The 22,761-nt window shown below is 55.6% G+C and carries 28 protein-coding genes; 1 reads left to right on the top strand and 27 read right to left on the bottom strand.

All coding sequences use genetic code 11. From position 1 onward, the window contains the following. Nucleotides 1-20 precede the first annotated feature (20 nt). The 24 genes from BLT01_RS09630 to BLT01_RS09515 form a co-directional block, all read right to left on the bottom strand. Entirely contained in the window at nucleotides 21-560 is a 540-nt protein-coding gene (locus tag BLT01_RS09630) for a F0F1 ATP synthase subunit delta (RefSeq protein WP_092097469.1), read from the bottom strand. Beyond that, nucleotides 557-1,093, bottom strand: coding sequence for a F0F1 ATP synthase subunit B (atpF, locus tag BLT01_RS09625; RefSeq protein WP_176765110.1), 537 nt, complete (start codon nucleotides 1,091-1,093; stop codon nucleotides 557-559). The genes BLT01_RS09630 and atpF overlap by 4 nt, the downstream gene beginning before the upstream one ends. Before the next feature lie 140 nt (nucleotides 1,094-1,233). After that, on the bottom strand, nucleotides 1,234-1,446 hold the full coding sequence (atpE, locus tag BLT01_RS09620) for a F0F1 ATP synthase subunit C (protein WP_092097468.1): 213 nt from the start codon (nucleotides 1,444-1,446) through the stop codon (nucleotides 1,234-1,236). A 62-nt stretch (nucleotides 1,447-1,508) separates the two neighbouring features. After that, entirely contained in the window at nucleotides 1,509-2,219 is a 711-nt protein-coding gene (atpB, locus tag BLT01_RS09615; protein ID WP_092097467.1) for a F0F1 ATP synthase subunit A, read from the bottom strand. A 7-nt stretch (nucleotides 2,220-2,226) separates the two neighbouring features. After that, a complete protein-coding gene (locus tag BLT01_RS09610) occupies nucleotides 2,227-2,619 on the bottom strand; it encodes an ATP synthase subunit I (protein WP_092097466.1) in 393 nt (130 codons plus the stop codon). Between the two features lie 263 nt (nucleotides 2,620-2,882). Beyond that, nucleotides 2,883-4,004: a non-hydrolyzing UDP-N-acetylglucosamine 2-epimerase gene (wecB, locus tag BLT01_RS09605; protein WP_092097465.1), complete on the bottom strand. Its 1,122-nt coding sequence runs from the start codon at nucleotides 4,002-4,004 to the stop codon at nucleotides 2,883-2,885. A gap of 14 nt (nucleotides 4,005-4,018) precedes the next feature. After that, nucleotides 4,019-4,648, bottom strand: a complete 630-nt coding sequence (gene upp / locus BLT01_RS09600) for a uracil phosphoribosyltransferase (protein WP_092097464.1) — start codon at nucleotides 4,646-4,648, stop codon at nucleotides 4,019-4,021. Between the two features lie 200 nt (nucleotides 4,649-4,848). Further along, nucleotides 4,849-6,120: a serine hydroxymethyltransferase gene (locus tag BLT01_RS09595; RefSeq protein ID WP_092097463.1), complete on the bottom strand. Its 1,272-nt coding sequence runs from the start codon at nucleotides 6,118-6,120 to the stop codon at nucleotides 4,849-4,851. A 3-nt stretch (nucleotides 6,121-6,123) separates the two neighbouring features. Further along, complete coding sequence (locus BLT01_RS09590; protein ID WP_092097462.1) at nucleotides 6,124-6,738, bottom strand: TIGR01440 family protein; 615 nt, start codon at nucleotides 6,736-6,738, stop codon at nucleotides 6,124-6,126. A gap of 30 nt (nucleotides 6,739-6,768) precedes the next feature. Then, nucleotides 6,769-7,206 carry a ribose 5-phosphate isomerase B gene (rpiB, locus tag BLT01_RS09585; protein ID WP_092097461.1) on the bottom strand — a complete coding sequence of 146 codons (438 nt, stop codon included), beginning with the start codon at nucleotides 7,204-7,206 and terminating at the stop codon, nucleotides 6,769-6,771. 81 nt (nucleotides 7,207-7,287) lie between these two features. After that, nucleotides 7,288-7,743 (bottom strand): low molecular weight protein arginine phosphatase, encoded by a 456-nt coding sequence (locus BLT01_RS09580; RefSeq protein ID WP_092097460.1) that lies wholly within the window; start codon nucleotides 7,741-7,743, stop codon nucleotides 7,288-7,290. 20 nt (nucleotides 7,744-7,763) lie between these two features. Further along, entirely contained in the window at nucleotides 7,764-8,261 is a 498-nt protein-coding gene (locus BLT01_RS09575; RefSeq protein ID WP_092097459.1) for a manganese efflux pump, read from the bottom strand. A 64-nt stretch (nucleotides 8,262-8,325) separates the two neighbouring features. Further along, the gene (locus BLT01_RS09570; protein ID WP_092097458.1) at nucleotides 8,326-9,357 is read right to left on the bottom strand and encodes an L-threonylcarbamoyladenylate synthase; all 1,032 of its coding nucleotides are present in this window, start codon (nucleotides 9,355-9,357) and stop codon (nucleotides 8,326-8,328) included. A gap of 25 nt (nucleotides 9,358-9,382) precedes the next feature. After that, complete coding sequence (locus BLT01_RS09565) at nucleotides 9,383-9,952, bottom strand: stage II sporulation protein R (RefSeq protein WP_092097457.1); 570 nt, start codon at nucleotides 9,950-9,952, stop codon at nucleotides 9,383-9,385. 67 nt (nucleotides 9,953-10,019) lie between these two features. Next, the gene (prmC, locus tag BLT01_RS09560; RefSeq protein WP_092097456.1) at nucleotides 10,020-10,895 is read right to left on the bottom strand and encodes a peptide chain release factor N(5)-glutamine methyltransferase; all 876 of its coding nucleotides are present in this window, start codon (nucleotides 10,893-10,895) and stop codon (nucleotides 10,020-10,022) included. Further along, nucleotides 10,882-11,958, bottom strand: coding sequence for a peptide chain release factor 1 (gene prfA / locus BLT01_RS09555; RefSeq protein ID WP_092097455.1), 1,077 nt, complete (start codon nucleotides 11,956-11,958; stop codon nucleotides 10,882-10,884). The genes prmC and prfA overlap by 14 nt, the downstream gene beginning before the upstream one ends. 146 nt (nucleotides 11,959-12,104) lie before the next feature. Continuing rightward, nucleotides 12,105-12,716 carry a thymidine kinase gene (locus tag BLT01_RS09550; RefSeq protein WP_092097454.1) on the bottom strand — a complete coding sequence of 204 codons (612 nt, stop codon included), beginning with the start codon at nucleotides 12,714-12,716 and terminating at the stop codon, nucleotides 12,105-12,107. A gap of 196 nt (nucleotides 12,717-12,912) precedes the next feature. Beyond that, a complete protein-coding gene (gene rpmE / locus BLT01_RS09545; protein ID WP_092097453.1) occupies nucleotides 12,913-13,128 on the bottom strand; it encodes a 50S ribosomal protein L31 in 216 nt (71 codons plus the stop codon). Between the two features lie 255 nt (nucleotides 13,129-13,383). After that, complete coding sequence (gene rho, locus BLT01_RS09540) at nucleotides 13,384-14,670, bottom strand: transcription termination factor Rho (protein ID WP_092097452.1); 1,287 nt, start codon at nucleotides 14,668-14,670, stop codon at nucleotides 13,384-13,386. Between the two features lie 105 nt (nucleotides 14,671-14,775). Further along, the gene (gene glpX / locus BLT01_RS09535; RefSeq protein ID WP_092097451.1) at nucleotides 14,776-15,741 is read right to left on the bottom strand and encodes a class II fructose-bisphosphatase; all 966 of its coding nucleotides are present in this window, start codon (nucleotides 15,739-15,741) and stop codon (nucleotides 14,776-14,778) included. Between the two features lie 105 nt (nucleotides 15,742-15,846). Continuing rightward, nucleotides 15,847-17,142 (bottom strand): UDP-N-acetylglucosamine 1-carboxyvinyltransferase, encoded by a 1,296-nt coding sequence (locus tag BLT01_RS09530; RefSeq protein WP_092097488.1) that lies wholly within the window; start codon nucleotides 17,140-17,142, stop codon nucleotides 15,847-15,849. Between the two features lie 29 nt (nucleotides 17,143-17,171). Next, nucleotides 17,172-17,819: a fructose-6-phosphate aldolase gene (gene fsa, locus BLT01_RS09525; protein WP_092097450.1), complete on the bottom strand. Its 648-nt coding sequence runs from the start codon at nucleotides 17,817-17,819 to the stop codon at nucleotides 17,172-17,174. Nucleotides 17,820-17,900: 81 nt separating this feature from the next. Next, on the bottom strand, nucleotides 17,901-18,758 hold the full coding sequence (locus tag BLT01_RS09520; RefSeq protein ID WP_092097449.1) for a class II fructose-bisphosphate aldolase: 858 nt from the start codon (nucleotides 18,756-18,758) through the stop codon (nucleotides 17,901-17,903). 95 nt (nucleotides 18,759-18,853) lie between these two features. Next, on the bottom strand, nucleotides 18,854-19,210 hold the full coding sequence (locus BLT01_RS09515; protein WP_092097448.1) for a response regulator: 357 nt from the start codon (nucleotides 19,208-19,210) through the stop codon (nucleotides 18,854-18,856). A 172-nt stretch (nucleotides 19,211-19,382) separates the two neighbouring features. Between BLT01_RS09515 and BLT01_RS09510 the strand changes: the two genes are divergently transcribed. Then, nucleotides 19,383-19,901, top strand: coding sequence for a DUF2529 family protein (locus tag BLT01_RS09510; protein ID WP_092097447.1), 519 nt, complete (start codon nucleotides 19,383-19,385; stop codon nucleotides 19,899-19,901). Nucleotides 19,902-20,181: 280 nt separating this feature from the next. Here the strand turns inward: BLT01_RS09510 and BLT01_RS09505 are convergent, their stop codons facing one another. The 3 genes from BLT01_RS09505 to BLT01_RS15225 all read right to left on the bottom strand — a co-directional run bounded on the left by BLT01_RS09505 (nucleotide 20,182) and on the right by BLT01_RS15225 (nucleotide 22,699). Next, entirely contained in the window at nucleotides 20,182-21,780 is a 1,599-nt protein-coding gene (locus BLT01_RS09505; RefSeq protein WP_092097446.1) for a CTP synthase, read from the bottom strand. Nucleotides 21,781-21,922: 142 nt separating this feature from the next. Beyond that, the gene (rpoE, locus tag BLT01_RS09500) at nucleotides 21,923-22,468 is read right to left on the bottom strand and encodes a DNA-directed RNA polymerase subunit delta (RefSeq protein ID WP_092097445.1); all 546 of its coding nucleotides are present in this window, start codon (nucleotides 22,466-22,468) and stop codon (nucleotides 21,923-21,925) included. A gap of 72 nt (nucleotides 22,469-22,540) precedes the next feature. Beyond that, nucleotides 22,541-22,699 carry a hypothetical protein gene (locus BLT01_RS15225; RefSeq protein WP_176765109.1) on the bottom strand — a complete coding sequence of 53 codons (159 nt, stop codon included), beginning with the start codon at nucleotides 22,697-22,699 and terminating at the stop codon, nucleotides 22,541-22,543. Nucleotides 22,700-22,761 lie beyond the last annotated feature (62 nt).

The raw sequence follows: 22,761 nt of genomic DNA, 5'->3' as shown, positions 1-22,761 counted from the left end.
CACCCCTTCATTTCAAAAGATTATGCATTCACGAGATCACGCTTGAGGTGATCGAGTTTTGTTCTTAGGCTGTTGTCGTAGATCCGGTTTCCGATGCGGATACGCAGTCCGCCGATCAGCGACGGATCCACGATGTTCACGATGCGGAGCGACTGCTTGCCGACTTTGCCGGCGAATGCAGCGGATAGTTCCTGCTGTTCCGTATCGGTGAGCGGCCGGGTGGAGTACACTTTCGCTTCCGCGATGCCTGCTGCTTCGTCAACGAGTGAGATGAAGTCGTTTGCGACATTCACCGTTTCATTGAGTCGGCCTGCATCGGAAAGCACATAAAGTGTATTGAGCGTCAGCTGGTCCGCGCCGTTGAACAGCTTGGCCAGAAGCGCCTTTTTCTCCCGGTTCGAAAGTTTTGGGGAAGTCAGGAGTGAACGGAGCTCGCGCGTCCCGGCGAATACTTTGCGGATCTCGCCCATTTCAGCGCTGATGACTTCCGACTTCCCTTTTTCGCGGGCCACTTCAAACAGCGCTAGCGCATAGCGCTTGGCTACAGTGGACTCGCTCATCGGCTTTCCCCTGCCTTCTGGATCGTCTCCTCGATGAGGGCACGGTTGTCCTCTTCAGAGACTTCCTTGCCAAGAACCTTCTCTGCCGCGAGGATGGACATCGAGACGAATTCTTCGCGTACGGCCTGGATGGCCTTTTCTTTTTCGTTGGCGATTTCTGCTGCCGCGTTATCTCTCATACGGGTTGCTTCCGCACGAGCGGTTTCCATGATCTCCGCACGCTGGGCGTCACCCTGCTGCTTTGCATTCTCCACAATCGCCTGCGCTTCAGTACGCGCTTCTTTGAGGAGCGCGCGCTGCTCTTCCAGCAGCTTGGCGGATTCGGCGCGGCTCTTTTCGGCTTCGTCGATTTCGGAAGCGATCAGTTCGGCGCGCTGGTCCATGATGCCCATGAGCGGGCCCCATGCGAATTTTTTGAGAAGAAGCATGAGCAACGTGAAGAAGAAGAGCGTGGCGAGGATATCACCGGTGTTCAGTTTATCCAAAATTCCATCGCCGGCTGATGCCGCCAATACGAACTGGTCCAAAGACACGATTGTCTCACTCCCTTCGGAAACTAGGGAAGCCGGCAGGCCGGCTCCCGTCAGATGGTGTTGCCTTCAATATCCGTACATAAAGGAATGGCGAAGGATTCAATCAAAGCTCTTCGCCATTTTTTCGCATTGCCTTATAATTATCGGCCCATTACGATAAACGCGATAACAACCGCGATGATCGGAAGAGCCTCGACGAGTGCGACCCCGATGAACATGGTCGTCTGAAGGACGCCGCGTGCCTCTGGCTGACGTGCAATCCCTTCTACTGTCTTGGAAACGATGAGACCGTTACCGATACCGGCGCCAAGTGCGCCCAATCCTACTGCGAGAGCTGCTGCAAGAAGACCCATTTTATAATTTCCTCCTAAAAGTTGGTTTTTGTTTTGTCGCCCGCTAAGCGGGAATTATATGATCAATGATCTGTCTGCACCTTATGGGCCATGTAGACCATCGACAACATAACGAAGATGAACGCCTGGATGGTCCCGATGAAGATCGAGAAGCCCTGCCAGGCCATTGCCGGGATGATGGCTCCGATAAAGCCGCCAACGCCTGCAGTTGCAAGGCCGGCAAGGAGTCCGATGAGGATCTCTCCCGCATAGATGTTTCCGTAAAGACGGAGGCCGAGTGTCAGCGTGTTTGCGAATTCCTCGATGATCTTAAGCGGTGTCATGAAAGCGAGCGGCTTCGTGAAACCGGTGAGGTAGTTCTTCACGCCGGTCAGCTTGACGCCGTAATAATGCGTCAGGACGAGAACCATGACTGCGAGAGTCATCGTGATAGTCGGATCCGCAGTCGGAGATTTCCACCAGAGCACGTGGTCGTACGCGATGGCGAATGGAAGACCTAGCATGTTCGCGACAAAGATGAACATGATGAGTGTCAGCGCCAGCAGGTGGAACCGGCCGCCTGTTTTCCAGTCCATGTTGCTCTTGATGATCCCCTTGACGAAATCCATGACCCATTCCATGAAGTTCTGCATGCCTGTCGGCTTCAGTTTCATATTCCGGGTCGAGATGAACGCAATGAGGAAAACTATGAGGCATGTCACCGCCAACATGAGGATGTTCGACGGGTTGAACGTCAGCCCAAGAAATTCCCACTTGGGGTTTACGTGGTTCATTATATGTTCACCTCTCTTTCCCCCCAGGATCCGGGTGTTTCAGTTGCGAGATGATCCGCTCTATCAAAAGGAACAGATAGGGGATCATCAGGCCGATCACCGTGGCGATCAGATTGAATGTCTCCGGCAGTGAAAGCGCGATGGCCGCGGCTGCGATGCCCGAGGCGAAGCGGAGTCCGGAACCCAATGAAGGTGCCCTTTCCCCTTCCGCCACGGCGCGGTCGAACCGTTCCATCCTCCTTGTCAGGATCCAGAAGTTATACAGACCGAAAAGGACCCCGAGGATCAACCCGGCAAACACAGTCGGCCAAGAGGAAAATCCCCAACCGAGGGCAAGCATTGCAAGCAAAAAAAAGAGAGCCCTCTTCTGCCTATTATGGATTTGCCGTAAATTCTCCATTTTTCGAGGTCCTCCGCATCTTGTTTTCCGGACGTTTCCGACTGTCGGAGCGAGTATGATAGAATGCAGTCTTAGCAAGTGCACAAGCGCAAAAAACGCCTGAAACCCTTGTCATTCTTACCCTTCAAAAGCATACAATAGGGGTATTTTGATGTCAATTGATTCCCGTGAAATTATTCACAAGCGCCCACTTTTGTCAAAGATTCGACAAATTCATGACAGACATCCGCAGAAGGCACTTGAGCCTTCTGCGGGTGTCTTTTTTAGCGCTTCCGCTCCAGGTAATCCACGAGAGCGCGGACAATCCGCTCGGATGCATGGCCATCACCGTAAGGATTTGACGCGTGCGCCATGCGGTCATAGGCTTCCCTGTTGCTCATCAGTTCATCAGCCAGCCCGAAAATGGTCTCTTCGTCCGTGCCGGCAAGCTTCAGCGTTCCCGCTTCGATCCCTTCCGGGCGCTCCGTCGTATCCCGCAGGACGAGCACCGGCTTGCCGAGGGACGGAGCTTCCTCCTGTATGCCGCCGGAGTCAGTCAGGATGAGATGCGACCGCGCCGCGAAATTGTGGAAGTCCACTACTTCCAGCGGTTCGATCAGACGGATGCGCGGATGGCTCCCCAGGATTTCATCGGCAACTTCCCTGACCGCCGGATTCAAATGGACCGGATAAATGACACGTGTGTCTTCATGCTTGTCGAGCAGCCGGCGGATTGCACGGAACATATGCCGCATCGGCTCTCCGAGATTTTCCCTGCGGTGCGCCGTCATGAGAATCAGGCGACCTTCGGATGCCCAGTCAAGGAGAGGATGCTCATAATCGTCCCGCACCGTTGTCTGCAGCGCATCAATCGCCGTGTTTCCGGTGACGACGATACGCTCTTGCGGCTTCCCTTCTGCAATGAGGTTGGCGGCCGACTTTTCGGTCGGCGCAAAATGAAGATCTGCAAGAACGCTCGTGAGTTGGCGGTTCATCTCTTCCGGATACGGGGAGTACTTGTCCCATGTACGGAGGCCTGCCTCCACGTGCCCGACAGCGACGCGGTTGTAAAAGGCGGCAAGCCCTGCAATGAAGGTCGTTGACGTGTCCCCGTGGACAAGCACGATGTCGGGCTCCGTGTCCTTCATGACCATGTCCAGCCCCTCAAGGCCGCGAGCCGCAACATCGGTGAGCGTCTGTCGGGCCTTCATGATGTTCAGATCGTGGTCCGGCGTGATGCCGAATGCCTCCAAGACCTGGTCCAGCATTTCGCGGTGTTGGGCAGTAACGGCAACGATCGATTCAATCGTTTCAGGATGTTTTTGCAGTTCGAGGACGAGCGGTGCCATTTTGATGGCTTCCGGTCGGGTCCCGAAGATGGTCATCACTTTCCACCGTTTTTCCAATACAGTCAGACTCCTTACTTCGTTCCGAACAGGCGGTCCCCGGCGTCGCCGAGGCCCGGTACGATATAGCCGTGGTCATCCAATTTTTCGTCAAGTGCTGCGATATAAATATCCACATCAGGATGTGCTTCCGCCAGCACCTCTACCCCTTCAGGCGCCGCGATGAGGCACATGAATTTGATGTTCGTCGCGCCGCGGGCCTTCAGAGAGTCGATGGCTGCAACTGCCGATCCCCCTGTTGCAAGCATCGGGTCAACGACAATGAACTCCCTCTCACCGACGTCAGACGGCAACTTGGCGTAGTATTCCACCGGCTTAAGCGTGTTTGGATCACGATATAGCCCGATATGTCCGACTTTTGCAGTCGGTATGAGTTCCAGGATCCCTTCCACCATCCCGAGCCCTGCCCGGAGGATTGGTACGATCCCAATCTTTTTGCCTGCCAGGACATAGGATTCCGCCATCATGACCGGCGTTTCCACTTCCGTTTTTCTGAGCGGCATTTCCCTCGTGATTTCATAAGCCATCAATGTGGCGACCTCGTCGACCAGCTCCCGGAATTCCTTCGTTCCCGTGTTGACGTCGCGGATGAACGTCAGCTTATGCTGGATAAGCGGGTGGTCAAACACATGCACTTTTCCCATCGTTTCACTCTCCTGTTCAGTGCCGGCTGGCCGGCCTGTTTGTACGGCCGGGAAAAAACCCGGCAACCTCTTTCAACCTCGTTTATTATAACAGTCGCGCGGGCTCATGGACAGTGCAGGAGAAATGAGATGGTGACATACTTCATGAACGCGTCAAAAAGAGCCATTCCCCGCACCCGGGGAAATGGCTCCTTGCCTGATCAGCGTTCTGCTGCAGCGGTTTCTTCTTTTGTTTCGTAAAGCGGGAATTTCGCGGTGAGGGCTGCCACGCGCTCTTTGGCTTCCTGCTTCACGGATTCGTCTTCGTGGTTTTTCAGGAGCTTGGCCATGATCGCGCCGATTTCCTTCATTTCTTCCTCTTTGAAGCCGCGGGAAGTGACAGCCGGCGTGCCGATTCGGATGCCGGATGTGACGAACGGCTTCTCGGTATCAAACGGGATCGTGTTTTTGTTGGCGGTGATGCCGGCTTCGTCAAGCACATGCTCCGCAACCTTGCCGGTGATGCCCACGGAACGCAAGTTCAGGAGAAGGAGGTGGTTGTCGGTGCCCCCCGATACGAGGTCGATGCCTTCCGCAGTCAGCGCTTCGCCGAGCGCCTTTGCATTCTTGACGACTTGTGCCATGTAATCCTTGAACTCAGGCTTGAGCGCTTCGCCGAATGCAACTGCTTTTGCGGAAATGACGTGCATGAGCGGGCCGCCCTGGAGTCCCGGGAAAATGGATTTGTCGATTTTCTTCGCAAATTCTTCAGTCGTCAGGATGATGCCGCCTCGCGGTCCGCGGAGCGTCTTATGCGTGGTGGATGTGACGAAGTGTGCATGCGGAACCGGGTTCGGGTGAAGACCGGCAGCAACGAGTCCTGCGATGTGTGCCATATCGACCATGAAGTAGGCGCCGACTTCATCAGCGATTTCACGGAATTTCTTGAAGTCGATTTCGCGGGGATATGCACTTGCGCCCGCTACAATCATCTTTGGCTTGTGCTCCAGCGCTTTTTGGCGTACATCTTCGTAGTCGATCTTCTCGTCTTCCTTGCTGACGCCGTATTCGACAAAGTTGTATTGCACGCCGGAGAAGTTGACCGGGCTGCCGTGCGTGAGGTGGCCGCCATGGCTCAGGTTCATCCCGAGGACCGTGTCGCCGTGCTCGAGCACCGTGAAGTAAACAGCCATGTTCGCCTGGGCGCCGGAGTGCGGCTGGACATTTGCGTGTTCTGCGCCGAAGATTTCCTTCAGACGGTCACGTGCAATGTTTTCCACGACGTCGACATGCTCGCAGCCGCCGTAGTAGCGCTTGCCCGGGTAGCCTTCCGCGTACTTGTTGGTCAGAACAGAACCTTGGGCTTCCATGACTGCTTCAGATACAAAGTTTTCGGAGGCGATCAGTTCGATGTTGTCTTGCTGGCGCTTTTTCTCCGCCATGATCGCCTCATATACTGCCTGGTCCTGGGACTTCACGTGTTCGAGTTTCATTCTTCATTCCCCTTCCATTTCATCTGTTTGTGATGATTCGAAACCAAGTTCGTCCTCTTCCTCTTCTTGCTCCTGCACATAGACGGCGCGGGCGCCGCCGATCAGTTTCGGTCTCGTCGTGGCGGCCGTAACGACCGCATCCCCGATTTTCTCCACGGTCGTCCGGAGCGGGACCGCGACCGGTCGCAACTGCATCCCGATGAGTGTCTGGCCGATATCGATGCCTGCATGAGCCTGCACGCCTTCCACAACAACAGGGTCATCCATCTCGCGGTAGGCGTGGGCGGCCATCGAACCGCCGGCATGTTGCACCGGAATCACCGAAACTTCATCGAGACCGTATTTCTCGGCCGCTTTGCGCTCGAGCGTCACAGCCCGATTGATATGCTCGCAGCCCTGAAACGCCAGCCAGAGGCCGTTGCGGTCAGCGAAATCACGGAGCGGGCCATAGAGGATGGACGCGATATCCATCGCGCCGGCTGTGCCGATCCGGCTCCCCGCCACTTCGGAGGTGGAGCAGCCGACGACAAACAGCCGGCCCGGACGGAACTCCGCCTGTTCCTCCAGTTGGCCCAAGATCTCCTCCAGCTGCAGCTTCCACAATTGACGCGCATCCAAGAAGACCAACTCCCTTCAAAGCGGAAAAAATTATTGCTCCAGCTGCTTTAGTTTTTCAATGCGGCGTTCGTGCCGGCCGCCCTCGAACTCGCCCTCCAGCCAGGTTCGTGCGATTTCCCTCGCCAGACCCGGGCCGACAACGCGTTCGCCCATTGCAAGCACATTGGAGTCGTTGTGGCCTCGGGTCGCCTTTGCGCTGAATACGTCATGACAGAGCGCGCAGCGGATGCCCTTGACCTTGTTTGCCGCAATCGACATTCCGATGCCTGTCCCGCAGATCACGATGCCGCGGTCGAATTCACCATCAGCCACCCTCTGTGCGACAGGCTTGGCATAATCGGGATAATCGACGGACCCGTCATCTTTCGGTCCGAAGTCCTCATATTCAATACCCATATCATCCATCAGATCGATGATCTCGGCGCGCAACCGGTTACCGCCGTGATCCGAAGAAATTGCTACTCTCATCCGCTTCCCTCGTTTCCGATATATTTCAACACCATCATATCATTATTTGACAAATAAAAATACAGCCCATAATGGACTGTATCACATATTGCGCCGCAACGAATCAGCGAGGACCGAGATCGCCTTTCGCAACTCTTCGAATGTGTGCCTGTAATCTTCCGCACCGCCGCCGAACGGGTCAGCGATATCCCTTTCTCCGATGCCTGTGTAGGCATTGAGGGTGAACGTCTTGCCCGCCGCCTCCCGGAACGATTGCTCGAGCATGCGCTTATGGGTATCCGTCATTGTAAGAATGAGATCCGCCCAATCGACAGTTTCCCGGTCCGCAGGAGCGGATGGCCCGGGCTCCTCGAAGCCGGCCTCCCGGATCAGAGCCGCCGAGTGGCCGGAAACCGGGGCTCCCGAAAAAGCGGAGATGCCGGCTGAACGGACGGTGACACCCTCAATATGTTCTGCTTTCAGAATCGCTTCTGCCATCGGGCTGCGGCAAGTGTTGCCCGTACAGACAAAAAGAATATTCAATCGAATCACCGCCATTGTGCCCGTCCATCCTCCGCTCAGCCGATCAGCGGAATAACCCCCATGATTGCCAGGCCGATGCCGCCCGCGATCCGGAGCTTCCGTCCTCCGAGCCACGCAACGGAACCCCTGACATAAAGCGCGGCGCAGGAAAGGATAAATGCGCTGATCCCTGCGCTGAGGATGAATCGGACCATATCTAACTGAAGCATACCAAATGACAGGCTGACCGAAAAGGAATCAATACTGAGCAGTGCTGCAAGCAGATAGGGCGGCATTTTCATATCTGCCCCTTCCTCGCTCAACATCATATGAATTCCGAGGAAAATCAGCATCAGTGCCGACAGATAGATTCCCAAGCCTGCCAAAAGCTCAGCCGCCGCTCCCCCCGCCACGAATCCCGCGACCGGGAAGGCCATATGGAGAAGCCCTGTCCAGACGGCAAGCAACAAGCGCTTGCGCCGGAGCGGCAGGACCGTATAGACTGCCGCCACGTCCATTGCCGTCAAAAGACCTGCAACCGGTTCCTGCCACATCCATTGTTCCCCCCGTTCCGACTCTGTCCAACTTATGCAAGACGGAATGGCTGTATGTACGGAGTCAGGTGCGGAAGAGGCGTCCGGCTGCCGCCTTGTTCAGGCGATTCATGACGGCCCCGCCGATGCCTTCATCATTAACCGTGGCGGCAAGGACAATATCGGCATCCGTTCCGTCACAGGCGCGGAGGGATGCATACAGTTGTCCGGAGACGGATGCCGGATCGTTTTGGCGACCTGTAGGGAAGTACCAATCCGCCCCGGTTTCCCCGAAACCTTCAGGGGCGACAAGTGCGATTCTCTTGCCTTTCCCATGAATCCGGCGGACGGCGTCCAGGATTTGCTCCCGGTCCGGGTCGATCAGCCAGACAGGCGCATCCGGGGAGTAATGGGTGTACTTCATGCCGGGTGCGCGTGGTGTTGCTTTCCCGGCGTCGGTCGCTTCCGCTGAGTGGTTGACCTCACCGATTACCGGCCGGAGCATGTCAGACGTGACAGCGCCCGGGCGCAGGATCGCCGGAGGCACCGATGTGAGATCGAGAACAGTCGACTCAATGCCGATGCCTGTCGGGCCGCCGTCCAGTATGTAAGGGATTTTGCCGCCCATGTCAGCCGCGACATGTTCCGCGCGGGTCGGGCTCGGCTTGCCGCTTGTGTTCGCGCTTGGGGCGGCGACGGGCAAGCCGGACGCTTGAAGCAGGCCGAGCGCCGCGGGGTGGGCCGGCATCCGCAGGCCGACCGTGTCCAGCCCGGCAGTCACGGAAGGCGCAAAGACGCCGGGTTTCGCCCGGACGATGATCGTCAGCGGTCCCGGCCAGAATGCCTCCGCACATTTCCATGCTGCTTCGGGCACTTCCGCCGCATAACGTTCAAGTTCCCCGGCCGTGCCGATATGTACAATGAGCGGATTATCGGAAGGGCGTCCCTTGGCACGGTAAATGTCCCGGACCGCCTTTTCATTGGTCGCGTCCGCCCCGAGTCCGTAGACGGTCTCAGTCGGGAACGCAACGAGGCCTCCATTTTCCAGGATTTCGGCAGCATCCTTGAACCGCGATCCATCGCCTGCCCCAGTAAGTTGTGACATGACCGTATCCATTTGCATCTCTTCCTTTCCGCCGGTCTTACCCGAACATCGACTTCAGCCACTCGACGATGAAAAAGGTGACCGGCTCCTCTTCTGTTTCCTCTTCTTCCGCGGCCACATCTCCCGGCTCACATACATCCGAGAAAAGTGCGCACCACCAGTTATCTCCGCGGCCGCTTCCGACTGTCACAACGATGGAATCCGCCCTTGCCTGCGGAATCATTCCCCCAGCCACCACTTTTGGCGGGAAGAAAGCAGTTCCATACATGACCCGGACAGGCGCGCCGCCGGAAACCTCTTCCGCAGCATGTGCCATTTCCGGAATAAGGGCTTCAATGGATGACGGGCCTGTAAGCTCGGCCTTGCCGAGCACACGGCTGACCCCTTCCGCCACGCCTGCCTTCACCTGCTGGGCATCAGCCGTATTGCTGTCGGCAATCACCCGGACCCTGAACGCTTCCCGCGCTTCATCACCCGCTGTTCCGGACAGCAGAATCAGTGCGCACTGTAGCGCAATCAGCAGGAGTATAAATTGAATGAAGGGAAGAACGGCCAGCAGGACTTCGCGGCGGCTGCCCTTTCTCATAATATTGTAATCTGTCAGCATATGAACGACCTCCTTGACCGCATTGTGGACAAGAGGCCGGGAATCTATTCAACCAAACTAGAATTTATTATTCATACGCTTTTTCCGGAATCTCACAGAACACCATCCGGTCCTTGCCGTTGATGTCCCGGACAACCTCTACTGCCGCATGCGGGAAAGCGGCCCGCAACATCCCGAGAACAGCAGGCCCCTGATCATGGCCGATTTCCACACCGATCAGTCCGGGTACAGCCATCAGGGCAGGAAGCGAATCGGCAAGCGTCCGGTAATGGGCCAGTCCTTTTTCTTCCGCAAACAGTGCTTGATGCGGCTCATGCCCCGTCACCGTCTCTGACATTTCAGATCCGTCGGCCGGATTGATATACGGGGGATTGGATAAGACGATATCCCACTTTTCCCCAGAGAGCGGTACGGCCATGTCTCCTTCAAGAAAAGACACTTCCGCGCCCAATTGATCCGCATTTGCTTTTGCTACACGGAGAGCTGCCGGAGAAATATCCGTCGCCGTGACCTCTGTACCCGGGCGCTCCAGTTTGAACGTCACCGCAATCGCGCCGCTCCCCGTCCCGATATCGGCCATCCTGAGACCGTCTCTTCCGGGCCAGATCCGGCCGGCGCGGGAAAGGGCAACGGATACCAGTTCCTCCGTCTCGGGGCGGGGAATCAGGACATCCGGCGTGACTGTGAATGGGCGCCCGCAAAACATTTCCCTTCCTGTCACGTACTGGAGCGGCACGCCCGCAGCCATTTCGTCAATGCCGGAAAAGAAATGGCGCCGCTCTTCTTCCCCGACCTGATCCCGCAGGCGGATCAGGAGTTGCGTGCGGCTTACGTCCAGCACATGCATCAGCAACAGCTCTGCGGCATGCGCTTCACGTCCGGTTCCGGCTAACCTTTTTTTCCCTTCCGCGAGGATTGCGGCCGCCGTGTCACTCTGCTGCATCAAGCGACTCCAGGCGTGCGGCTTGTTCTTCCATGATGAGGGCATCGATCACTTCATCGAGCTTCCCGCTGATGATCTGATCCAGCTTTTGAATGGTCAGGCCGATCCGGTGGTCGGTCACGCGGTTTTGCGGGAAGTTGTACGTCCGGATCCGCTCGGAGCGGTCCCCTGACCCGACTGCAGATTTGCGGATTGCGTCATACTCTGCCTGTGCTTCCCGCTGAAACTTGTCATACACTCGCGCACGCAGCACTTTCATCGCCTTTTCCTTGTTCTTGATCTGGGATTTCTCATCCTGGCAGGAAACCACAATCCCTGTCGGCAGGTGTGTCAGGCGCACTGCGGACATCGTCGTATTGACCGACTGGCCGCCCGGTCCGCTCGAAGCGAAAGTGTCGACACGGATATCCTTGTCATGGATGTCAATTTCAACTTCCTCTGTTTCAGGCAGGCAGGCGACGGTTGCAGTGGATGTATGGATTCGGCCGCCCGACTCCGTCTCGGGCACGCGCTGGACACGGTGTGCCCCGTTCTCAAATTTAAGACGGGAATAGGCGCCGCTTCCGCTGATCATGAAGATGATTTCCTTGAAGCCGCCGAGACCTGTTGGTGAAGCATCGATCACCTCTGTCTTCCAGCCTTTGGACTCCGCATAGCGGCTGTACATACGGAAGAGATCTCCCGCGAAAAGTGCCGCTTCATCCCCGCCCGCAGCTCCCCGAACTTCCATGATGACATTTTTCGTGTCATTCGGGTCTTTCGGCAAGAGGAGAAGCTTCAGCTTCTCCTCCATTTCCCCGATCCCTGTTTCAAGCTCCGAGACTTCTTCTTTCACGAGTTCCTTCATCTCCGTGTCCAACTTGTCTTCAAGCAATTCCTTTGCACCCGTAAGCTCGTCCGAGGCTTTTTTATATGCACGATAGACTTCAACAGTCTCCGCGATCTCCGACTGTTCCTTGGAGTATTTTCTCAGGAGATCCGTATCCCGGACAACTTCCGGGTCACTCAGCATTTCATTCAGTTTCTCATAGCGGTCTTCCACCGCCTGAAGACGTTCATACATAAGGGAATCCATCCTCCCGCAACATCAGGTATTTGCAGGGGGCCTAAGCGGTCCCCTTAACGGTTTTACTGTTGATCCATCCTATTATTATAACCAAAAAGCACCCGGCCGTCATCGGCCGGGTGTATCGGTCAATCATGATTGTTTTAGTTTTCTGCATCGGAGCGGCTTTTTACGGACACTCCATTCGGCACTTCATGGTGAAGGCGGCAACGCGGCTCGTAAGCTTCATCCGCCCCGACAAGGATGACCGGGTCATTGTAATGCGCCGGCTTGCCGTCGATCAGCCGCTGTGTCCTGCTGGCCGGCGATCCGCATACCGCACAGACTGCCTGCAATTTCGTGACAAGCTCCGCTGTGGCCATCAGCTCCGGCATCGGGCCGAACGGCTCACCGCGGAAGTCCTGGTCAAGGCCTGCAATGATGACCCGGTAGCCGTGGTTTGCAAGCTCTGCCACCGTATCCACGATCCCCACATCAAAAAATTGGGCCTCATCGATTCCGACCACATCGACCGAATCATCAATGTGGCGCCAGATATCAGCCGCCTTGGCAACAGGGAGAGCGACAATCTCATTCCCGTTATGGCTGACAACCGCCGTCTCGCTGTAACGGTCATCAATGGCCGGTTTAAATACCGCTATCGATTGTTTGGCAAACTGGGCGCGGCGGACACGACGGATCAGTTCCTCAGACTTTCCTGAGAACATGCTGCCGCTGATCACTTCGGCCCAGCCTCCCTGCATTGATACGAACATCCGGTTTTCCCCTTTCAAACTCAGGGGCAATCCCCCGATCCTGGCATTTCAGATTTTTATCTTAACGGATTTCCTGAGGGATTTCCCGTCTTTATTTTTGGCGGTGGTTGTGTTATGGCATGTTGATGGCGACCGCGGATCCGGACACACAAAAACCCGCCCGCAGCAGATGCGGCGGGCGGGTTTTTGGCAGGAATTACTCCTGGCCTTCTTCTTTGAGGCCATATTTCTTGTTGAAGCGGTCGATACGGCCGTCGGCTGCAGCGAACTTCTGGCGACCCGTGTAGAATGGGTGGCACTCGGAGCAGACTTCAACTTTGATGTCTTCTTTCACGGAACCTGTTTCGAAGGTGTTGCCGCAAGAGCAAGTCACTTTCGCTGTTTTGTATTCCGGATGAATGGCTGTTTTCATGAAATTCTTCTCCTCTCGCCCTGAACCATCTGGAACAGAGTTAAATTATCGTACTGCAGCCTTACACGACCATACAGGCGAGCCGTATATGCTGTCAGATAGTCACAAACTTACATTTCACAGTATAGCATCGGAAACAGGGCAATGCAACTGATAAATCCGGGCTTTTTATTCAGGGCAATTCTGGCGGCCGTGGCAGTATGTCAACGCCAGCACTTCACCGTCCGACGGCCGCTGCTGTCTTCTTAATCCCTATCACAGCAGTCCCTTGCCGCCCCGCTTTTCTTTCATTTCCCTGTTCAGCAGTTCGAAGAATTCTTCGTTGCTTTTCGTGTTGCGGAGTTTTTTCAGGAAGCGTTCCACAAAGTCGTGCGTGTCCGTGAACGTGCGGCGGATCGCCCATAGCTTGTCCAGCCGCTGTTTCGGAAGGAGAAGTTCCTCTTTGCGTGTGCCGGACCGGCGAATGTCCAATGCCGGGAAGATCCTGCGTTCGGCAAGATTGCGGTCCAGATGAAGTTCCATGTTGCCGGTCCCCTTGAACTCTTCATAGATGACGTCATCCATCCTGGAACCTGTCTCCACAAGTGCCGTTGCCAAGATTGTCAGGCTGCCGCCTTCCTCGAGGTTGCGAGCGGCACCAAAAAACCGCTTTGGCCTGTGGAGTGCGGCCGGGTCGATCCCGCCGGACAGTGTCCTGCCGCTTGGCGGGATGACGAGGTTGTAGGCACGGGCGAGACGCGTGATCGAGTCCATCAGGATGATGACGTCCCGCTTATGCTCGACAAGGCGCATCGCCCGTTCGAGCACAAGTTCAGCCACACGGACGTGGTGGTCGGGCAGCTCATCAAACGTCGAGCTGACGACATCCGCTTCCACAGAGCGTTCAATGTCCGTGACTTCTTCCGGGCGTTCATCGACAAGAAGAACGATCAGTTCTGCCTCGGGATGGTTTTCCGTGATGGCATTGGCAATCTCCTTCAGCAGTTGGGTTTTTCCCGCTTTCGGCTGTGCGACGATGAGACCACGCTGGCCGAAGCCGACCGGGGAGACGATGTCCATGATGCGGGTCGACAGCTTGTCCGGAGTGGTTTCGAGTTTGATCTGCCTTTCCGGATAAAGCGGAGTCAGTGCCGGGAAATGGACACGCTCCTTCGCGACTTCCGGGTCTTCACCGTTGACCGCTCCGACCTGCAAGAGGCCGTAGTAGCGCTCATTCTCCTTGGGCGGGCGGACTTTTCCGCTCACCCGGTCACCGTTTCGCAGGTCGAACCGGCGAATCTGGGAAGCGGAGATATAAATATCTTCCATACTCGGTGAATAGTTGATCGGCCGGAGGAAGCCATAGCCCTCCGTCGGGATGATTTCCAGCACGCCTTCCATAAAGAAGTAACCTTCCTGCTCAGCACGCGATTTCAGGATTGCAAAAATAAGTTCTTTTTTCGTTAGTTTGCTGTAGTAGGAGATATTCAATTTACGGGCTAGCCCGTAAAGTTCCTTGAGGGTCTTTTCCTGCATGCCAGCCAGTGTGAGCTCTTCCGCCATTGGGCGGTCACCTCTTTTCGTTCAGTTGGGGGATGGCAGCCGCCCGCAGGCGTTGCGAAGTGATGAAGAAGGAGATGCCCGGCGTTTCCGCCGGGCACAGATTGATCAATATTCCATGACGTAGTGCGGCTTTTTCTGGAGACTGTGCCGCCCTTCGACAAATCGCACCGTGCCGGATTTGGCACGCATGACAAGGGAATGCGTCGAGCCATATGCACCTTTGAACTGGACGCCTTTGAGGAGCTCCCCGTCCGTTACGCCGGTTGCAGCGAAGATGGCGTCGTCACCTTTGACAAGGTCTTCCATCCTGAGCACTTTTTCAATCTCGATGCCCATCTTGTGGCAGCGCTCAATTTCCGTGTCATTGGACGGAACGAGGCGTCCCTGGATTTCTCCGCCGAGGCATTTCAGGCCGACCGCCGAAATGACCCCTTCCGGCGCGCCTCCGGAGCCGAACAGGATGTCCACCCCCGTGTCATCAAACGCCGTGTTGATCGCACCGGCAACATCGCCGTCATTGATCAGCTTGATACGCGCGCCGGCATCCCGGATTTCCTGGATGATTTTCGCATGACGGTCACGATGCAGAACCGTCGCGACAACATCCCCGATGTCTTTGTTTTTCGCCTTGGCGACTGCACGCAGGTTATCAATGATCGGGGCGTCGATATCAATCTGGCCGACAGCCTCCGGTCCGACCGCAATTTTTTCCATGTACATATCCGGTGCGTGAAGAAGGTTCCCCCGGTCAGCGACTGCAAGAACCGCGAGCGCGTTCCACCCGCCGGATGCGACGATGTTCGTCCCTTCAAGCGGGTCGACCGCGACATCGACCGCGGGTCCCGTACCGGTGCCGAGTTCCTCTCCTATGTAGAGCATTGGCGCTTCGTCCATTTCGCCTTCGCCTATGACAACAACCCCCTGCATCGGGATCGTATCAAAAACGGTGCGCATCGCACTTGTCGCCGCGTCGTCCGCTTCGTTCTTCAGTCCCCGTCCCATCCAGCGTGCGGAGTTGAGTGCCGCCGCCTCTGTGACACGGACCAATTCCATCGATAAGCTGCGTTCCATCGTGCACTTCCTTTCTCCCCGCCTTGCGGGGAAAGCAAAATCAGTATACGGCCCGTCCGGCAAGAAAACCTGCCGCCGGCCGCTGTTTCGTCCTACAGATTCAGGTCAGTGATTGCCGCCGTCCTTCACGGATGTGGCGCCCTCCGGCACGCTCACCTTGCGAATGTCCGCACCGAGACCGCTAAGCTTGCCGATCAGGTTGGAGTACCCGCGCTCGATATGGTGGATCGCCTGAACTTCCGTCTCGCCTTCTGCAATCAATCCGGCAAGCACGAGCGCCGCCCCCGCTCTCAGATCGGTCGCCCTTACGGATGCCCCCTGGAGTTTCACCGGGCCCGCGATGATCGCCGAACTTCCCTCGACGCGGGCGGCCGCATTCATGCGGCGCAGTTCGTCGATATGTTTAAAGCGTGCGGAGTAAATGGTATCGGTCACAACAGAAGTCCCGTCAGCCTGTGTAAGCAGAACCGTCATCGGCTGCTGGAGATCGGTCGCAAACCCCGGGTACACCAGGGTCTTCACATCTACGGATTTAAGCGGACGTTCCGGCTTGGGAATGACGATCCGCTCCTCTTCTTCGAGGACTTCGACGCCCATTTCACGAAGTTTCGCTGTCAGGGCCTCAACGTGGAACGGAATCACGTTATCAACCGTGACACCGGCACCCACCGCAGCGGCCATGATCATGAAAGTCCCCGCTTCGATCCGGTCGGGAATGATCGTATGGGCCGTACCGGACAGAGACTCGACCCCATCAATTCTGATGATATTGGTCCCGGCCCCTTTGATGTTGGCCCCCATGTTTGACAGTAAAGTCGCAACATCGATGATTTCCGGCTCTTTCGCCGCATTTTCAATGGTCGTACGGCCTTCGGCAAGAACAGCTGCTAGCATGATATTGATTGTCGCGCCGACACTTGCCACATCCAGGTAGATTTTCGCGCCCCGCAGTTTTTCGGCACGCAGGTAAATCGAGCCGTGTTCATTCGTGACTTTCGCGCCGAGCGCCTCGAAGCCTTTGATATGCTGATCGATCGGGCGAGGCCCGAGGTGGCAGCCGCCCGGAAGGCCGATCACGGCTTTGCCGAAACGGCCGAGCATCGCTCCCATCAGATAGTAGGATGCGCGCAGTTTTTTGACATTGCCGTTAGGAAGCGGCATGGCGATCATTTCCGACGGGTCGATCGTCATTGTCCCGTCCCGGAAGGTGACCACGCCACCAATCTCCTCAAGCAGTGTTTTCAGCGTGAATACATCAGCGATTTCCGGCAGGCCTTCGATCGAAACTTCCGAGTTGGCCAGGATGGAAGCAGGAATCAGGGCGACTGCGCTGTTTTTGGCGCCGCTCACCTTGATGGTGCCTTTCAGATCCCGTCCGCCGTTGATTTTATAAACGTCCATTTCATTTCCCTCGTTCCGAAAAAGTTCCGTCACTCGGCAGTCCGCTTGTTCCAGTCCGCGAGAAACGCTTCAAGGCCCTTGTCCGTCAGCGGGTGGTTGAACATCTGTTTCAGTACTTTGAGCGGAGTGGTCGCGATATGCGCACCGTTCAGCGCAGCATCCGTAATGTGCTGTGGATGGCGGATCGACGCCGCGATAATTTCAGTTTCGATGCCGTGCTGGATAAAGATCTCGGAAATGGTCGCAATTAGATCCATCCCATTATGGCCAATGTCATCCAGGCGGCCGAGGAACGGCGAGACGTATGTTGCGCCCGCACGAGCTGCGAGAAGCGCCTGATTGGCACTGAAGATGAGGGTGACGTTTGTCTTGATGCCCTCCTTGGCGAAGGTGGAGCATGCCTTCAGGCCTTCGGGCGTCATCGGAAGCTTGACTGTGATGTTCGGGGCGAGTTCTGCAAGCTCGCGCCCTTCGCGGATCATCCCTTCCGCGTCTGTTGAGATGACTTCCGCGCTGACCGAGCCCGGAACCAATTCTGCAATCTCTTTCAGGCGCTCGTGAAATGACACGTTTTCCTTTGCGACGAGCGACGGGTTTGTCGTGACACCGGACAATATGCCCCATGCGTGGGCTTCTTTAATCTCGTCAAAATTGGCTGTATCGATGAAAAATTTCATGTCTGTTCCTCCCTGGAGTATCACTGATGAATGGAAAGAAGGAGATGATGCCCCGCACCTCTCCCGATTCCTTCCCTGTTTTTAAGCTTTCCCGGAACTGCCGAATTCACGCATTTTGCCTTGGACCGTCTCTTTGATGGCTTCCCGTGCAGGGCCGAGGTATTTACGCGGGTCATAGACCTGCTTGTCATTGTCCAGGATTTCACGGATGACTTTGGTCGACGCAATCTGGTTCTCGGTATTGACGTTGATTTTCGCCGTGCCGAGGGAGATGGCTCGCTGGATGTCTTTGGTCGGGATGCCCGTACCTCCGTGGAGGACAAGCGGAAGGTCCGACTGCTTCGAAATCTCTTCCATTTCTTTAAAACCGAGATTCGGTTCTCCCTTGTACGGACCGTGCACCGATCCGAGCGCGGGTGCGAGGCAGTCAATGTCCGTCTGCTTCACAAGCTCTTCACACTCTTTCGGGTCGGCATAGATGACGCCGTCCGCGATCACGTCGTCTTCCTGGCCGCCTACGACACCAAGCTCCGCTTCAACGGATGCTCCATGTTCGTGGGCATATTCGACGACTTCAGCCGTAATTCTGATGTTTTCCTCAAGCGGTTTCGAGGACGCATCGATCATGACCGATGTGAATCCGGCATCCACCGCTTCTTTGCATTTTTCAAAGGAAGAGCCGTGGTCCAGATGGATGGCGACCGGAACGGTCGTTCCATAGGATTCCATAAGGCCTTTCACCATCGGAACAACAGCCTTGAAGCCGCCCATGTACTTGCCTGCTCCTTCTGAAACCCCCAGGATGACCGGGGATTTTTCTTCTTCCGCAGCCTGCAGGATCGCTTGTGTGAACTCCAGGTTGTTGATGTTGAACTGGCCGACCGCATAGCCTTCTTTTCTTGCTTTATTCAGCATGTCCGTCATGGAAACAAGTGCCATGCTCGATTCCTCCTTCGAAAATGGGAAGTCAGTATTTCATTTTTTACACCTTCCCATCATAACAAAAACAGGCAGTGTCCGCCACTGCCCGCCGGTCACGACAGGATTTCTCCGATCTCTCTGCGAAGCTGGTGAATATCGAACGGTTTTGTAAAATACTTCTCGGCACCCAGCGCTTTTGCCGCGTCAATCTGCTCCTGTTCTCCGTATGCAGTCATCATGAATACCGGAATTTCGGGCCTTTTTGACTTGAACTCCCTCAGGACTTCGATGCCGTCCATCCCAGGCATCTTCATATCAAGCAGCACGCAGTCCGGCGGCGTGTCTTTGAACCGTTCAATTGCTTCGTATCCGTTTTTGGCGACGGACGTTTCGTACCCATCACGCTTGAACACTTCTTCCAGCAAAAGGCGGATGCCATTCTGGTCATCAACGATCAATATGCGTTTCATAGGACAGTCCCCGCTTTCCAAATATTCTACATTCTCTTCTATTCGAGATAATATAATCATTTCCTTTTGATTACCGAAATATTTCCTTGCACCTGCAAAGCATCCTTTCAATCGTTCTCTTTTTTGGATGCGGCAGGGGCTTCCTTTATAATGAAAACGGAGGGATTCTCAAATGAAGATGTTGACTACACAAATGTCCGGCTTGCTTCAACGCATTGCCGGGCGCGAAGAAGAGATGATCGGGATGACGGCCCGCCTGCTCGCTCAGGCGACCGCCGGAGAAGGAAGGGTGTTCATCGCTGCGTTCGGAGAGCTTGGCGCCGTGAGTGCAAATGCCATCAGCGGGCAAGAGCCGCTAAAAGGAGCTGTCCGCTATCGCGGAGAAGAAATCGACAGCACCGACCGGGTATGGATTTTTACACGCAGCGTTTCTGACGGAGAAGCACTGGCGCTTGCCCGGCGGCTGTCCGACCAGTTCATTCCGTTTGCAGCCGTGGCAGACGAGCCGGAAGCCGCCGAGGGAAATGAGCTTGCCGGGCTTGCGACCGCTTATGTATCGCTCGGCGTGAAGCGAGGCCTGCTTCCATCTGAGGACGGCGGACGGACCGTCTTCCCCCACGCCCTTGCCGCGCTCTTCGTCTATGAAGCCGTCCGGATGGACTACGAGGAGTTGCTGGCTGAATACAGCTGAACCGCCCGCCCTGTTATCGCACAGGGCGTCTTCTATGTATGAGCTGTTATGGATCTATCATAAAGCAAAAGTGATATATTTAGTACCTCTATCTGACAACTTATGGTGGTTCTGATAGAAGTCGGACATCGGAAGACAAACCATGTGCAACTTTTCAGGTCATGGATTCTCTAATGACCAACGGCTATCGCTTGGTTGTTTAAATTCAGCAAGGCTTCTCCAGCTAACATTAAGCAAGCCGGACCCCCGCTTAAAAGCGGGGGTCCGGCTTGTCCATTGTTCAGTTTTCGCCGATCGAGGCGCGGATGAATTCGCGGAAGAGCGGCTGTGGGCGGTTCGGACGGGAGATGAATTCCGGGTGGAATTGGCATGCGACGAACCATTTATGTTCAGGCAGCTCGATGATTTCGACGAGGCGGCCGTCCGGGCTGAGGCCAGAAAAGACGAAGCCCGCTTTTTCGAATGTCTCGCGGTACTCATTGTTGAACTCGAAGCGGTGACGGTGGCGCTCGTAGACGAGGTCCTCACCGTATGCCGCGTGTGCCTTGGTGCCCGGCTTGAGCTTGCACGGATAAATGCCGAGGCGGAGCGTGCCGCCAAGGTCTTCAAGGTCTTTTTTGTCCGGCATGATATCGATGATCGGGAATGCTGTCGACGGATCGAGTTCCGAGGAGTGGGCACCCTCCATCTTCATGACATGCTGGGCATATTCGACTGAAGCCAGCTGCATGCCGAGACAGATGCCGAAGAACGGCACATTGTTTTCTCTTGCATACTCGACGGCCGCGATCTTGCCGTCAATGCCGCGGTCCCCGAAGCCGCCCGGCACGAGCACGCCGTCGACATCGGACAGAAGCTCCGCAGCATTTTCGCGGGTAATGTCCTCTGCATTGATCCATTTCACGTCGATTTCCGCATCAAAGGCGAATCCGGCGTGGCGCAATGCTTCGACGACCGAGATGTAGGCATCCTGAAGTTCCACATACTTGCCGACAAGGCCGATTTTAACCGTTTTGGAGAGCGACTTGACTTGATCGACGAGCGCCACCCAATCGTCAAGTTCGGGTTGCGGCGCTTCCAGGCGGAGGTGATCGAGGACGAGGTCGTCCATCCCCTGGGCATGAAGCCGGAGCGGAATTTCATACAGCGTCTCGGCGTCGCGTGACTCGATGACTTCTTCCGGACGGATGTCGCAGAAAAGTGCAATCTTATCTTTCATATCCTGTGGAACAGGCTGTTCGGTACGAACAACGATCAGGTTCGGCTGGATTCCGAGGCCGCGCAATTCCTTGACGCTGTGCTGGGTCGGCTTTGTCTTCATCTCGCCTGCCGCGTGGATAAACGGAATGAGTGTGCAATGAATATACATGACTTCATTGCGGCCGAGATCGGAACGGAGTTGGCGGATTGCTTCCAGGAACGGAAGCGATTCAATATCGCCGACGGTTCCGCCGATTTCGGTGATGACGACGTCGGCGTTCGTTTCCTTGCCGGCCCGAAGAACACGCTGCTTGATTTCATTCGTGATGTGCGGGATGACCTGGACGGTCGCACCGTTATAGTCGCCGCGGCGCTCTTTCTTCAAGACGGTGGAATAGACTTTCCCTGTTGTCACTGCAGAATACTTCGTCAGATTAATATCGATGAATCGCTCGTAGTGGCCGAGGTCGAGATCGGTTTCCGCCCCGTCTTCCGTAACATACACTTCACCGTGCTGGTAAGGGCTCATCGTCCCCGGGTCCACGTTGATATATGGATCGAATTTCTGGATAGTCACCTCAAGGCCGCGGTTTTTCAGAAGGCGGCCGAGGGATGCTGCGACAATCCCTTTCCCGAGTGAAGATACAACACCGCCGGTTACAAAAATATACTTAGTCACTTTAATTCTCCTCCTGTCATTCCCAAAACAAAAAAGGCCCCCCTGCAAACCATTCTGCAGGGGAGCGCATACGCACATTTCAATCTCCTCAATCAGAGGAGCCCGAACTAAATCATAAACGGGTGATCTTGATTCGTCAAGATTAAACTTCTTCTTCGTCTTCTTCTTCATCATCGACTTCGTCGGCCAGATCGATTTCGCCGTCGAGGAGGTCTTCTTCTTCCTCATCTTCATCCAGCTCGTCGACGTCCTCTTCTTCCTCAATTTCGAAGTCTTCTTCTTCATCGTCATCCTCGGCGAACTCATCAAAGTCCTCATCGAAGTCAACGTCCTCGTCGTCCTCAATGATCTCTTCGTCATCGTCCTCCACGGCTTTTGCTTTCGCCTTCCGTTTGCGGGGCTTGACCGACGGAGCGGTCTCTTCCTCGATCTTGTCGACCGGGTACCATTCACGGAGTGCCCAGCGCCCGTCCCCGAGCGCGAGGAAACGCCCGTCAATATTCATATCTGTATAGAAGCGGACGAGGCGTTCCTTGGTCTCTTCCTCCGACAGACCGATCATCCGGCCGAGTTCAGCCATAAGTGCGGGGAACTCCAGAGGCTCCCGGCGCTCCTCCAACAGAGCGAAGGCAAGGTCGATCAGGGCTTCTTCTTTTAACTGTTCCTGTGTTAGATCTTGAAGGTTCATCAGGAGCACGTCCTTTCTGCATGCGTTGGCATAATCACCATTATATACAATCGGGTTCCCGCTATGCCACCGTCAACTTTTGTTTTTAAGCGTTCTCCATCCGCTGAAGAACAGATAAAACAGCTGCACGGACAGCAGAATCAGCGGAGCCGCGGCAAGCCCGCGGTTATATAGGGCAATGGACAGGACGATCAGGATCACCATAATGGCGACATGATAAGACGTTTTCAACGGGAGCCCTCCTCTGCACTTCTTCCTACATTATACATCAGAAGAAAAAATAGATGTCCCGC

It is taken from the genome of Bhargavaea beijingensis (assembly GCF_900101985.1).
Classification (GTDB): domain Bacteria; phylum Bacillota; class Bacilli; order Bacillales_A; family Planococcaceae; genus Bhargavaea; species Bhargavaea beijingensis.
This window is presented reverse-complemented; position numbering and strand designations above follow the sequence as displayed.